Raw genomic sequence first — 12,487 nt, forward strand, 5'->3', positions numbered from 1 at the left:
AGTCCCCCTTATGAAATTGAAGTTTTTATAAGAATCTCGTAACAAGGTCAGCTATACACTCTATTTGAGCATCTTCAATCCCATCATAGATTTCACATTTAACATCTTCAAAGCTTTGTTCAACAAAGCTATCGACCGAGGTCTTTGAACCTTCTGCTCCAACCCTATCAAAATCAAAGTTTTCAAAATCATCCACACTTAAAATTTGAGGAGTATATGAAAGAGCTTTTATCATGAAGCTTAGTTTTGGAAGCCTAAGAAAAGCGCTATCTTTCTTGACAGAAATCAGCGCAGGCAGTTTTACCTCAAACCTAAATAGTAGATTTTTTAATTTTCTTTCAACTTCAATGCGCTCAATATTCAAAACCTTTATATTACTTGCAAATGCTATGTGAGGAATATTGAGATATTCTGCTATCTGAGGTGGGACAATAGATGTCTCACCATCTAAGGAGGACTCACCACACAGTATCAAGTCAAAATTGCCAAGCTTTTCAATAGCCTTTGCCAGTGCATACGCAGTAGAATACGCATCAGAACCAGCAAGTCTTTTATCGCTCAAAAGCACACAGCTGTCACAACCAACCTCTATAAGTTCTTTTATTTTGCTTTCACACTCAGCAGGCCCCATTGAAAGGGTTGTGATATGAACATCTTTATAAACATCTTTTATTCTAAGAGCAAATTCTAAAGCGCTAAGGTCTGCAGGATTGTTCATCAAATATTGAGCATTTCTCTTTATTGTTTTAGTCTGAGCATTATACTCCACTTTTTCCGGGTCTACTACTTGTTTTATACACACAAGAATTTTCATCTTTCAAAAACTCCCCCTAAAGTCTTAAAAATTTAATACTCTTTTATGATTTCAGACGCGATAATATTTCTCTGAATTTGATTTGCACCTTCAAATATCTGAGTTACTTTAGCATCCCTCATCATTTTTTCAACCGGATAGTCTTTAACATATCCATTTCCGCCCATAATCTGAACAGCATCAGTGGTAACCTTCATAGCAACATCAGAAGCAAAAACCTTGCACGCTGAAGACTCCTTTGAAAAATCCTTTGCACCACTGTCTATCATCCTACATGTTGAATAAAGCATAGCTCTTGCAGCTTCGATGTTTATGTACATGTCAGCCAGCATATGCTGGATTGCCTGAAAGGATGAAAGAGGCTGTCCAAACTGGACTCTTTCTTTTGCATACCTGACTGCGTGCTCATATGCACCTTGGGCAATCCCAACAGCCATTGCAGCCACCCCAGGCCGTGTCCTGTCAAACGTCTTCATTGCAACAATAAATCCTGTACCCTCACGACCTAAAAGATTTTCTTTGGGAACTTTACAATCTTCAAATATAAGTTCTGTAGTAGAAGATGCTCTTATGCCCATCTTGTCCTCTTTTTTGCCACAATAAAACCCTTCATATCCCTTTTCTACAATGAAAGCCGAAATTCCGCGTGGTCCTTTTGATTTGTCGGTTACTGCAAATACTACATACACGTCAGCTTCACCGCCGTTTGTTATCCAGTGCTTGCTTCCGTTTAAAATATAATAATCTCCTTTTTTCTCTGCAGTTGTCTTTATGCTGCTCACATCACTTCCAGCATCAGCTTCTGTCAATGCAAACGCGGCTATCAACTCTCCTTTTGCTATCTTAGGTAAATACTTTTTCTTTTGTTCCTCTTTACCATAAAGAATTATAGGATATGCACCCAGAGCTGTTGCAGCGTATGATACTGCAACACCTGCACAATTTCTTGAAAGCTCTTCTACAACAAGGCACATTTCCATAACACCGCCACCAAACCCACCGTACTCTTTAGGAATGTATACACCAGTGAGCTCTGTGTATGCTAAAAGGTCCAATATATCTTTTGGGAATATGCCTTCTTTGTCATATTTTATTGCAACCTTTGACACGTATTCATCTGAAATCCTCTTTGCAAGTTTCTTTATAATCTTCTGTTCTTCGCTTAAAAAATATTCCACCTTAAAAATTCGCCCCCTACTTTTTCAGTATCCTTCTTCATAGTTTATCAGATGAAATTCTCTATTGTCAAACAACCATAAATATTTTTCATTAATGTGACTATTTTGTAACAATAATTGTTGTATTGCGTGATTATTTTTTGATATCATACTTCATATAAAAAAACTGTCCTGGGGAAGGACCACAAAATGAAGGTTGCTGGAATAGTAGTGGAATACAACCCTTTTCACAATGGCCACCTGTACCATCTGCAAAAAACAAGAGAAATAACAAATGCAGACATAGTTGTGGGCGTAATGAGCGGTAACTTTATTCAAAGAGGAGAACCTGCAATTGTAAACAAATGGGCAAGGACAAAGATGGCCATTTTAAACGGGGTAGATGTCATTTTTGAACTGCCGTTTGCATATGCCTGCAACAGTGCCGAAATATTTGCATACGGTGCAATATCCATTTTAAACCAGCTCGGCGTTGACTTTATTGTTTTTGGCTCAGAATGTGGTGATATAGATAAGCTTAAAGAAACTGCTAAACACTTGGCATTTGAAGAAGATGATTTCAAGTCAAGTTTGAAAAGTTATTTGAAAGAAGGGTATTCCTTCCCAAAAGCTCGTGAACTTGCTCTTATCAAAACATGTAAAACCAATATTGAGTTTTCTTCTAACAACATACTTGGAATTGAATATATCAAATGGATTTACAGGTTAAGTTCAAAGATTGAACCATTGACTATAAAGAGGATAGGTGCATCTTACAATGACCCCAACCTCACACAAGACACATACGCTTCAGCTACTGCTATAAGAAGAAACATAAATAACCTGCAGGCAATCAAAAACAAAATGCCATCTGCTTCTTATGAAATACTGATAGAAGAATTTGAAAGCGGAAGAGGACCTGTATTCCTTGAGGATTACTTTAAGCTCTTTATCTACAACGCCATCGTTGTACCAGATTTTTTGAAAAACAAAATTGATGTCAAAGAAGGGCTTGAAAATAGATTTGAAAAGTACATTTTCAATTCTCCATCAGCTAAAAATCTTCTTGAGAATGTAAAAACTAAAAGATATACCCTTACAAGACTTCAGAGAATATTCATACACGCTATTGTAAGAAACAATTTTGACCAAAAAACTCTTCTTTCCATTACACCTTATGTAAGAGTTTTGGGATTCAACCAAAAAGGAAAAGAATATTTAAATAAGATAAAAGACAAAATTGAGTATATCACAAAACTAAATCAGCAGTGGTTAAAAAACCCTCAATACAAAGAGCTTCTTGAACTTGAAATAAGGTCTTCAATGCTGCATGCCCTGCAATATAGAGATTTTCACAAATATCTGCAGACAGAATTTAAATCATCTCCTATCTATATCAGTTCAAGAAGCTAAATTCTTTAAGTTTTCTAACTCCTCTTCTGCCCTTTTCTTTCCTCTTTGATACGCCTTTTCCACATCAGCAAGGGTATATGGATTTATATCCTCAAGATTAATTTTTATGAGATAATCAAAGTACCCATGCTTAAGTCTGAGTATCTCTTCACCCATGATATCAATGGTAGTCATTATCATTTCAAAGATATTTTTAGGTTCTTTGAGCGAACTTTTACCTGAAACGTCCACACCAACTACAAACTCGCAACCATTTTCTTTTAAAACCTTTCCCGGTACTTTGTCTACTACCGCTCCATCAACCAGCACAGTATCCCCTATTTTATATGGTGGAAGAACACCAGGAATAGATATGCTGCTTCTTACAGCATCATATAAACTTCCCTCGCTGAAGACCACCTGCTCACCCTTTAAAAGGTCTGTTGCAACAACATAAAACGGATATTTCAAATCAGAAAACCTTTTATCTCTCAAAAAAAGCTTTAAAATCTCTTCAATATTTTTACCTGAAATGAGAGCATTTTTTCTTACTTTAAAATCTATGAGTATGTCATTTCTTATTTGTTTTGCTACCTTATATATAAGACCAAGGTCATATCCAAGACAGTAAAATGCGCCTATAACAGCACCAATGCTTGAACCTGAAAAAGCTTCAAATTTAAACTCCTTTTCCAGCACTTCTATAACCCCTATATGTGCAAACCCTCTCATTGCACCAGAACCAAGCGCAAGCGAAACTTTTTTCATTTTAACCTCCGTACAGTAATAATATTTTAATTAGAATACCATTTAGCTATGTATTGGAGCAGAGTACTTGAGAGAGATATTTAACCTTACCGTAATAATATTATGTATACTTTACTTTTTATCTATGTTTTTAAATCCTCAACTTATCATTCAGTCAACAACAAAATCAGCAATCATATGGTGGGAAAAAGTCCTGCCTTCTATTTTCCCATATTTTTTAGTTATAAATGTACTCATTGAATCAAAGCTTATAAGCTATCTCTCAAATATCTTCTTTTTGCCCTCCAAAAAGATATTCAAACTTTCATCAAATGGGTTTTTAGCAATGATAATAGGAATGTTAACAGGATATCCAGTTGGCGCTAAAATGGTATGTAACTTATATAGCCAAAAATTAATCAGTAAAAACGAAGCTGTAAGGCTCCTTTATTTTGTAAATAACTCTGGTCCTCTTTTTATCATTGGAACGGTTGGAATCAATCTTTTGGGTTCCAAAAAATATGGATATATGCTATTTTTTGCTCATATACTCGCAAGCCTGATAATAGCTTTGTGTACTTCTCGATTTGCACAAAGTGAAATACTGTCAGCTTCCGCACCTTACAAATTTTTGAACTTTGACATTGGAAAGGTTCTATCAAAATCAGTCAAAGACTCAGTTGAGTCCATACTCATTATAGGTGGTTTTATAACTCTCTTTTTCAACTTGAATAACGTTCTCGAATATTTCAAAATTTATCATTCAATATGTAGCCTCTTCAGATTTACAGGTGCAGATGATACTCTCATAAAAGGACTTTTATATGGCTTGTTTGAAATAACAAACGGTAGTGTGCAAATTAATACAAACTCTCTCCCTGTCTGGCAAAAATTGATAGCATCTGAGCTTATTATTTCCTGGGGTGGACTTTCGGTGCATTTTCAAACTATATCCTTTTTGAGCGTAGCAGGTTTGCAATCTTTCCACTATATCATTGGAAAATTGATCCAGTGCGCTTTAGCTACAGCTATCATTTGTGTGTTTCCAATAATTTTACAACTATGAGTTTTTCTGTCTTATTTGGTCAATATTATCATTCAGTTCTTTTACAATATTTTCAATAGTTTTCTTTGTCTGCTCTAAAAGCTCAATGGTATAACTTTGGGCCATGAGTCTATATTCTTTTGCATGTTCTTTTGCTTTTTGAATAATCTCCTCTGCCCTCTTCTCTGCCAATTTGACAATCTCTGTCTCATCCACAAGACCTTTTACCTTGCTCTCCGCATCATTTATGATTGCTTCTGCTTCCTTTTGAGCTCTCTCTAAAATCTTCTTCCTCTCTTCTTTTGCCCACTTGACTTGAGAAAGTTCCTGCGGCAGCAAAAGCCTTATTTCTTTTATTATCTCTAAAAGCTCATCCTTTTCCACCATAACCTTTGATGTAAACGGTATTGATTTGCTATTTTCTATTATTTCCTCCATTCTCTCTAAAAGCTCTAATATGCTCAGCTCACCCATCACTTATTTTCCTCCGTTTCTGCATATTTCTTATTCAATTTTTTCATTACCTTTTTAGCAATCTTTTCAGGGACTAAGTCTTCTATACACCCGCCAAATCTTGCAACTTCTTTGACCATGCTTGAACTGAGGTATGAGTATTTGCTATTTGTCATCATAAAGATTGTTTCAATCGAAGGTTCAAGTTTTTTGTTCAAAAGTGCCATCTGAAATTCATATTCAAAGTCGGACACTGCCCTCAATCCCTTTACTATAACCTTGGCATTTTCCTGTTTCATGAAATCAATTAAAAGACCTTTAAAAGCTTTTACCTCTACATTTGGCAGATGCTCCGTTGTCTCTTTTAAAAGTTCAACCCTCTCTTCAATGTCAAACACAGGAGTTTTATTTGGATTGACCAGAACAGCCACAATTAATTTATCGAAAATTTTCGAAGCCCTTTCAATTATATCAAGGTGACCATTCGTAACAGGGTCAAAACTTCCCGGATATACTCCTATCTTCAACTTCTCTTACCCCCAAAACAGAATATTGTGATTTTAGTATCACCATACTCTCTTTCTCTCAAGATAGAGAGGTTTTCATCTTCATACCGGAACTCTAAATTAGATTCAACAATTATAAGACCATTTTCATTGATTCTGTTATTTTCTATTATTTCAGAAATACACTCTTTTGCATAATCAGACCTGTACGGTGGGTCTAAAAAGATAATATCAAATACTGGACAGTTTTTAGACTTCAAAAATTTTAATACATCACCTTTTATTATCCTTGCCCTTTTCAACAAATCCAAATTTTTAAGGTTTTCCTTTATTAGATTAATACACCTCATATCTTTTTCAACAAATGTAACTTCTCTGACACCTCTTGATAAAAACTCAATCCCCACATTTCCTGTCCCTGCAAAAAAATCAGCTACAATAAGCTTTTCATTCAAAAAAGGTGCTATCATATTAAAAATAGCCTCTTTTACTCTATCTGATGTGGGTCTTAACCCTTCAATATTTGCACTTTTTAATCTTCTACCCTTTTGCTGGCCGCTTATAACCCTCATCTTTTAAGCAACTTCTTACAATTTGTTTATATATTGATTATATAAAAATCCCTCTAAAAAAACAACAACGAAGAGACTCAAAAAGTCCCTTCGTTGTTGGTAAATTTTAAACACCTCGCGGGGTTATTTACCTGCTGCTCTATTTTCATAATCCTGAATCATTCTCTTTACCATATAACCACCAATTGAACCTGCCTGTTTTGCTGTCAAATCACCATTGTAACCTGGTTTCAACGGAACACCAATTGAGCTTGCTACCTCTGCTTTTAACTGGTCAAGAGCCTTAGTTGCTTCCGGAACAAGCTTTCTATTTCTTGCCATGGCCTTCAACCCCCTTTTTTTGTTTGAGACTTTTCTTTTTTCACTATTTAATATGCTCTCTTTTTAAAAACATTATAACAAGAAATTTTTGAAAAGGGTTAAAGGCCAATATTTTCTATATTATTGTAAAATTGTTTGTTAATTTTTTCTAAAAGTTTGTTATCAACAAGTTTGAGTCTAATCGTCTCTTCTGCAGCAATTCTTGCTTGCTTTAAAATATCCATATCATTTATAATATCGGCTACTTTAAAGTTCATGATACCATGCTGTTTTGTCCCAAATAAATCACCAGGTCCTCGGAGTTTTAGGTCCATTTCAGCAATTTCAAATCCGTTCTGACTTCTGGTTATAGCTATCATCCTTTTTTTGGCAATCTCTGAATCGCTTTGATTAAACAAAATACAGTACGACTGGTGCTCGCCTCTGCCAACTCGCCCCCTTAGCTGATGCAGCTGAGCAAGTCCAAATCTTTCAGCATTCTCAATTACCATAACTGTGGCATTTGGAACGTTTATTCCAACCTCAACAACTGTGGTTGAAACTAATATATGGATGTGTCCATCTTTAAAATCATTTAAGATTTTGTCTCTCTCTTTTGCAGAAAGTTTTCCGTGTAAGCAACCAACATTGTAGTCTTTAAAAAATCCTTCTTTCAAAGATTTTGCAAATTCAACTGCTGATTTTGCATTCAAAGTTTCTGACTCTTCAATCAGAGGACATATCCAGTAAACCTGTCTCCCCTCATCTAACTGTTTTTTTATGAAATTGTACACCCGCTGGCGAAAACTCTCATCAACAGCGTATGTCAAAATCTTTTTTCTGCCGGGAGGTAACTGGTCAATAATAGAAATATCAAGGTCTCCATACAAAACCAAACTCAACGTCCTGGGTATTGGAGTTGCTGTCATAACAAGAATGTTCGGTGAACTTCCTTTTTTTGTGAGTTCTACCCTTTGGATAACTCCAAATCTGTGTTGTTCATCAGTGATTGCCAAGCCAAGGTTTTTAAATTTTACCTCATCTTGGATAAGTGCATGGGTTCCAATGACCATTTTGCAAAGTCCATGTTCAAGCTCTTTTAAGATTATTTCCTTTTCTTTTTTTGGAGTTGACCCAATTAGAAGTCTTACATTGAATTTATTACCAAAGTACTTTTTACATTCGTTATAATGCTGCAAAGCTAAAACCTCTGTTGGTGCCATCAGTGCAACCTGATATCCCGCTTTTATTGTTGCATATGCGCTTGCCAAAGCTACAACCGTTTTCCCGCAGCCAACATCGCCTTGGATGAGTCTATTCATCTGTTTTGTACTTTCTAAATCCTGTGCAATCTCTGCCAGCACTCTTTTTTGTGCCTCGGTCAACTCAAACGGAAGGAGCTTTTCAAACTCTTTTAAGCTACTTTGAGCATTTTCAATTTTTATTCCTTCATTTTTTTCTATGTTTTCTTTTAAAAGCAAAAGGGAAAGCTGAAGAAGATAAAATTCCTCAAACACAAGCCTTTTCCTTGCAAGTTCTAAGCTCAATTTGTTTTCTGGAAAATGAATATTTTTTATTGCAAAATTGATATCACTCAAATTATATTTTTGTCTTATATAAGGCGGAATTATATCTATAAGCATTCCATCAACTTGATGCAGAAGATTGTTCACAATATTTCTAATCACCTTTTGAGAAAGACCTTCTGTAGAATTGTATACAGGAACAATCCTGCCTGTATGAAGAAGTTGTTGATCATATTTTTCAAATTCAGGATTTTTAACCTCAATATAAAAGCCTTTTCTCTCTATCTTCCCAGAAAAGCAGAATATCTCTCCTTCTTTCAAAACGTTTTTTATATAGTCCTGGTTAAACCATACTGTTGTAACAACGCCTGTACTATCTTCAACAGGAATTTTTATTACCTTTACTGACCTTGTCTCTATCTCCACAGGCTTGCCAGCAACCTTTGCAACAAATGACTCTATCTCTCCATCGCAAAGCTCTCTTATTTTCTTTAGCCTACTATAATCAAGATATTTTCGTGGTATGTGCCAGAGCAAATCCTCGGCTTTTTTTATACCCAGCTTTTTAAATAGCTTTTCTCTGTTTTCTCCAACACCTTTTAAGAATCTTATGTCTTTTTCAAGAACATTCATTTTACCATCACATCTCAGCCACAATAATTAATTGATAAATTTCATTTCCACTTTCATAGCTCTCAATGTCAATTTTCGGGTATCTTTCTTGTATGTTTTTAACAAGCACCTCTATATCTTCTAAGGCTACATCTTTGCCATAGTAGATACTCAAAATCTGGGTTGTAGAATCAACAATCTTTTCGACACAAGCCAAAGCTACTTTTAACATATCTTTGTCACATGCAATTATTTCCTTTTTGGAAATCCCTATAAAATCGCCTTCTTCAATCTCAAACCCGTTTATTTTTGTATTTCTCACTGCCTTAGTAACTTCTACAACCTTTACTGAGTCTATAGCTTCCTGCATGAGCTTTATATTTTCTTCAACACTCTTGTTCAAATCAAACTTTATCATTGCAGCAATGCACTCAGGAATGTTGGTTGTCTTCATAATCACTACATTTTTATTTGTGTTAATAAGCTGCAAAGAAAGCTCTGCAGACATAATCACGTTTTTATTGTTCGGGAAAATAAATACATTTTTAGCTGGTACATTCTTTATAGCATTTACAAAGTCCTCAGCGCTTGGATTCATAGTCTGTCCGCCTTCAATTATAAAATCAACACCCAAGCCTTTTAATATTTCATTGAATCCTTCTCCCTGTGATATAGCTACAAAACCATATTCTTTTGTAATAACTTCAGCCTGTGTTTGAACTTCTGTATCAGGGTTTTCTCTTTTACTTATAAACTCCTGGTGCTGATATTTCATATTATCAATCTTTATATTTATAAGCTCACCATACTTCAAAGCCTTCTCTAATACCCTGCCAGGTGAATTTGTGTGAACGTGTGTTTTGAGAATGTCGCCATCCTGGATTACAATAATTGAATCACCAATTGTCTCAAGATATTCCTTAAATTCTTTTTCAATATTCTTTTTCAAACCGGTAATAAAAAACTCTGTACAGTAAGTAAACCTAATATCCTCAGGTTTAAAAGTGAGGGCTGTATAAACTTCCTGCTGTGATGGCTCTTCAAATACCATCCCTTCTTTTAAGAATTTATACATCCCTTCAAAAATTATGACAAGACCCATACCGCCACTGTCAACTACATTTGCCTCTTTCAAAATATGAAGCATCTCTGGTGTCTTTGCAAGCCACTTCTTTCCGCTTGAAACGCACACTTCCAGCAAATCCTCTATTTCGCTCACAATGCCTTCTGCCACTTCTTTTTCAACATCCTCTGCAATCCCGCGTGCAACTGTGAGCATAGTCCCTTCTGTAGGTTTCATCACTGCTTTGTAAGCACTTGCAGACGCAGATTTTAAACAAGCAACAAATGTTGGTATATCTATAACATCTTTGCCTTTTAACTCTTTGGCAAATCCGCGCAAAAGCTGAGAAAGAATAACTCCAGAATTGCCGCGTGCACCTTTTAAACTGCCAAAAGCAACTGCATTCATAAGTTTGTCCACATTTTCAAAAGTCTTCCCGTTTATCTCTTTTATGCTGCTGTCAAGAGTCGCAGACATATTGGTACCTGTGTCACCGTCTGGTACTGGAAAGACGTTTAAAGAGTTTATCTTATCTATGTGCAATTTTAAATAATTATTTGCAGCTTTTAACATATCTTTTAACACATCTGCAGTTAAAAATTTCATAGTCCAATCCTCCTCAGCTAATTAAAGACGAATACCATCTACAAAGATATTTATAGCTCCCGGTTTTAGACCTGTGTATTTTTCAATAGCATATGAAACTCTTTCTCTGATATTTTCAGCAACAACAGGAATTCTTGTACCGTACTCCACAATTATGTGAATATCAATGTTAACAACACCATTTTCTGCCAAAACCTTTATGCCTTTTTGCAAATTTTCCCTGCCAAGAAGTGTAACTATCCCGTCTGCTACACTCTTTGATGCCATACCAACAACACCATAGCTTTCCATACACGAAAGCCCAATTATTGTAGCAATGCAATCATTGGTAATCTCTATCTTTCCAAATTCATTTTCAAAATAAACGCCCATAATCTTCATCTCCTATCTTTTTACAATCTTCGATAACCTTTTATAAAGGACAAAAGTAACCACTGAAATAACTGTACCTTTTACCAAATTAAATGGAATTATTGAAAACAAAATCAATGTAAACTTATCTGTCACAAGACCATTTACCTTCGCAGCAATTTTTACTATCTCTGAGATTGGAAATTTTAAAGCTTTTTCGTAAAGAGGAAGAAGCACAAAATAGTTTAGCAAGCCTGCCCAGACAGAAAATGCAATGGTAGAAATAATAAGAGCTACTGCAGCACCTTTTTTAGTTCTATTCTTGCCATATATGTATCCCGCAATGTACACAAAAAAGCCGCCAATCATAAAGTTAGCAAACTCGCCTATCCCGGCCGTTTTGGTAACAAACAGATGAAGTACATTTTTCAAAAATTCAACACCCACACCCCAAACAGGTCCAAGAGCAAACGAAATTATCAATGCTACACAGTCACTAAAATCAAGCTTTAAAAAGTCCGGAAATATCCCTAAAGGAAACTCTATAAGCATTACAACAAATGCTAAAGCACCAAAGATTGAAACCTTAACAAGATTTTTTAACTCAACCTGTTTCATTTATCAGCTGCTCTCCTTTCTTGTCTTATTCAAAAACTAAGTAAGCTTCTTCTCTGTCTATAACCTTGTATTCACCCGGTTTTAAATTTTGGTCTAAATTAAGACCTCCTATTCTCAGACGTTTTAAGTCCACCACCTTATTTCCAATTGCTTCGAACATCCTTTTAACCTGATGATATTTACCTTCATATATGCACAATTTTACTGTGGTACTATCAATAATAGTATATTTTGCAGGAAGTGTCTTATAACCATCATCTAAAATAATACCATTTTCAAACTCTTTCAGCTTTTCCTCATCCACCTCTTTTTCAAGCCTTACTAAATACTCTTTTTCAATTCTTTTTTTGGGTGAGATAACTCTGTGCGTATATTCACCATCATCTGTAATTATCAAAAGACCTTCTGCGTCTTTGTCAAGCCTTCCAACTGTATGCAAATCTCGATACTTTAAATCATCAGAAATAAGTGAGAACACTGTAAGTGATGCCGGGTCGTCATTTGAGCACACATAACCTTTCGGTTTGTTCATCATGATATAAATCTGTCTACTGAACTTTGCAACCCTGCCATCGACTTCTACTACATCTTCTTCGGGATTAATCTTAAAATCAACTTCTACTATTCGTTTCCCATTTACAGTCACAATTCCTTCTCTTATTAACTTTTTAACCTGACTTCGTGAACCAAAACCACAGTGAGTCAGAAACTTGTCAAGTCTCATT

The 12,487-nt window shown here is 35.4% G+C and carries 14 protein-coding genes; 2 read left to right on the plus strand and 12 right to left on the minus strand.

Annotation, left to right across the window (positions count from 1 at the left end; all coding sequences use genetic code 11):
- Positions 1 to 25 precede the first annotated feature (25 nt).
- Both OTK01_RS07485 and OTK01_RS07490 read right to left on the minus strand, forming a co-directional pair.
- Entirely contained in the window at positions 26 to 814 is a 789-nt protein-coding gene (locus tag OTK01_RS07485) for an electron transfer flavoprotein subunit beta/FixA family protein (protein WP_029227535.1), read from the minus strand.
- 32 nt (positions 815 to 846) lie between these two features.
- The gene (locus OTK01_RS07490) at positions 847 to 1,992 is read right to left on the minus strand and encodes an acyl-CoA dehydrogenase family protein (RefSeq protein WP_029227534.1); all 1,146 of its coding nucleotides are present in this window, start codon (positions 1,990 to 1,992) and stop codon (positions 847 to 849) included.
- A gap of 189 nt (positions 1,993 to 2,181) precedes the next feature.
- On the opposite strand from OTK01_RS07490, the gene OTK01_RS07495 reads away from it, so the two are divergent.
- Entirely contained in the window at positions 2,182 to 3,384 is a 1,203-nt protein-coding gene (locus OTK01_RS07495; RefSeq protein WP_013432518.1) for a nucleotidyltransferase, read from the plus strand.
- On the opposite strand, the gene OTK01_RS07500 is transcribed toward OTK01_RS07495, so the two are convergent.
- Positions 3,373 to 4,131: a patatin-like phospholipase family protein gene (locus OTK01_RS07500; protein ID WP_029227533.1), complete on the minus strand. Its 759-nt coding sequence runs from the start codon at positions 4,129 to 4,131 to the stop codon at positions 3,373 to 3,375. The two genes, OTK01_RS07495 and OTK01_RS07500, sit on opposite strands and share 12 nt — an antisense overlap.
- Positions 4,132 to 4,198: 67 nt before the next feature.
- Here OTK01_RS07500 and OTK01_RS07505 point away from each other — a divergent pair, with 67 nt between their 5' ends.
- Complete coding sequence (locus tag OTK01_RS07505; protein ID WP_029227532.1) at positions 4,199 to 5,176, plus strand: nucleoside recognition protein; 978 nt, start codon at positions 4,199 to 4,201, stop codon at positions 5,174 to 5,176.
- On the opposite strand, the gene OTK01_RS07510 is transcribed toward OTK01_RS07505, so the two are convergent.
- From OTK01_RS07510 to OTK01_RS07550, 9 genes are all read right to left on the minus strand, one after another.
- Positions 5,171 to 5,629, minus strand: a complete 459-nt coding sequence (locus tag OTK01_RS07510) for an ATPase (RefSeq protein ID WP_013290618.1) — start codon at positions 5,627 to 5,629, stop codon at positions 5,171 to 5,173. The two genes, OTK01_RS07505 and OTK01_RS07510, sit on opposite strands and share 6 nt — an antisense overlap.
- The gene (coaD, locus tag OTK01_RS07515; protein ID WP_013403385.1) at positions 5,629 to 6,135 is read right to left on the minus strand and encodes a pantetheine-phosphate adenylyltransferase; all 507 of its coding nucleotides are present in this window, start codon (positions 6,133 to 6,135) and stop codon (positions 5,629 to 5,631) included. The genes OTK01_RS07510 and coaD overlap by 1 nt, the downstream gene beginning before the upstream one ends.
- Positions 6,132 to 6,686, minus strand: a complete 555-nt coding sequence (gene rsmD, locus OTK01_RS07520) for a 16S rRNA (guanine(966)-N(2))-methyltransferase RsmD (protein ID WP_029227531.1) — start codon at positions 6,684 to 6,686, stop codon at positions 6,132 to 6,134. Before rsmD ends, coaD begins: the two co-directional genes overlap by 4 nt.
- Positions 6,687 to 6,809: 123 nt before the next feature.
- A complete protein-coding gene (locus OTK01_RS07525) occupies positions 6,810 to 7,007 on the minus strand; it encodes an alpha/beta-type small acid-soluble spore protein (protein ID WP_013290621.1) in 198 nt (65 codons plus the stop codon).
- Between the two features lie 98 nt (positions 7,008 to 7,105).
- Positions 7,106 to 9,145: an ATP-dependent DNA helicase RecG gene (gene recG, locus OTK01_RS07530; RefSeq protein ID WP_029227530.1), complete on the minus strand. Its 2,040-nt coding sequence runs from the start codon at positions 9,143 to 9,145 to the stop codon at positions 7,106 to 7,108.
- 7 nt (positions 9,146 to 9,152) lie between these two features.
- The gene (locus OTK01_RS07535) at positions 9,153 to 10,793 is read right to left on the minus strand and encodes a DAK2 domain-containing protein (protein WP_013432512.1); all 1,641 of its coding nucleotides are present in this window, start codon (positions 10,791 to 10,793) and stop codon (positions 9,153 to 9,155) included.
- 21 nt (positions 10,794 to 10,814) lie between these two features.
- Complete coding sequence (locus tag OTK01_RS07540; protein WP_013432511.1) at positions 10,815 to 11,165, minus strand: Asp23/Gls24 family envelope stress response protein; 351 nt, start codon at positions 11,163 to 11,165, stop codon at positions 10,815 to 10,817.
- Positions 11,166 to 11,177: 12 nt separating this feature from the next.
- Positions 11,178 to 11,762, minus strand: coding sequence for an ECF transporter S component (locus OTK01_RS07545; protein ID WP_013432510.1), 585 nt, complete (start codon positions 11,760 to 11,762; stop codon positions 11,178 to 11,180).
- Between the two features lie 25 nt (positions 11,763 to 11,787).
- Positions 11,788 to 12,486 (minus strand): pseudouridine synthase, encoded by a 699-nt coding sequence (locus OTK01_RS07550; RefSeq protein WP_013432509.1) that lies wholly within the window; start codon positions 12,484 to 12,486, stop codon positions 11,788 to 11,790.
- Position 12,487: the final 1 nt, after the last annotated feature.

The sequence above is a fragment of the Caldicellulosiruptor acetigenus genome, from assembly GCF_026914305.1.
Lineage (GTDB): Bacteria > Bacillota > Thermoanaerobacteria > Caldicellulosiruptorales > Caldicellulosiruptoraceae > Caldicellulosiruptor > Caldicellulosiruptor acetigenus.

Excerpts from the sequence above, each read along its gene's own strand:
- OTK01_RS07500 (WP_029227533.1), bottom strand. The coding sequence starts at position 4,131 with ATGAAAAAAGTTTCGCTTGCGCTTGGTTCTGGTGCAATGAGAGGGTTT.
- OTK01_RS07550 (WP_013432509.1), bottom strand. The coding sequence starts at position 12,486 with ATGAGACTTGACAAGTTTCTGACTCACTGTGGTTTTGGTTCACGAAGT.
- OTK01_RS07485 (WP_029227535.1), bottom strand. The coding sequence starts at position 814 with ATGAAAATTCTTGTGTGTATAAAACAAGTAGTAGACCCGGAAAAAGTG.
- recG (WP_029227530.1), bottom strand. The coding sequence starts at position 9,145 with ATGAATGTTCTTGAAAAAGACATAAGATTCTTAAAAGGTGTTGGAGAA.
- OTK01_RS07545 (WP_013432510.1), bottom strand. The coding sequence starts at position 11,762 with ATGAAACAGGTTGAGTTAAAAAATCTTGTTAAGGTTTCAATCTTTGGT.
- OTK01_RS07540 (WP_013432511.1), bottom strand. The coding sequence starts at position 11,165 with ATGGGCGTTTATTTTGAAAATGAATTTGGAAAGATAGAGATTACCAAT.
- rsmD (WP_029227531.1), bottom strand. The coding sequence starts at position 6,686 with ATGAGGGTTATAAGCGGCCAGCAAAAGGGTAGAAGATTAAAAAGTGCA.
- OTK01_RS07535 (WP_013432512.1), bottom strand. The coding sequence starts at position 10,793 with ATGAAATTTTTAACTGCAGATGTGTTAAAAGATATGTTAAAAGCTGCA.
- OTK01_RS07495 (WP_013432518.1), top strand. The coding sequence starts at position 2,182 with ATGAAGGTTGCTGGAATAGTAGTGGAATACAACCCTTTTCACAATGGC.
- OTK01_RS07525 (WP_013290621.1), bottom strand. The coding sequence starts at position 7,007 with ATGGCAAGAAATAGAAAGCTTGTTCCGGAAGCAACTAAGGCTCTTGAC.
- OTK01_RS07510 (WP_013290618.1), bottom strand. The coding sequence starts at position 5,629 with ATGGGTGAGCTGAGCATATTAGAGCTTTTAGAGAGAATGGAGGAAATA.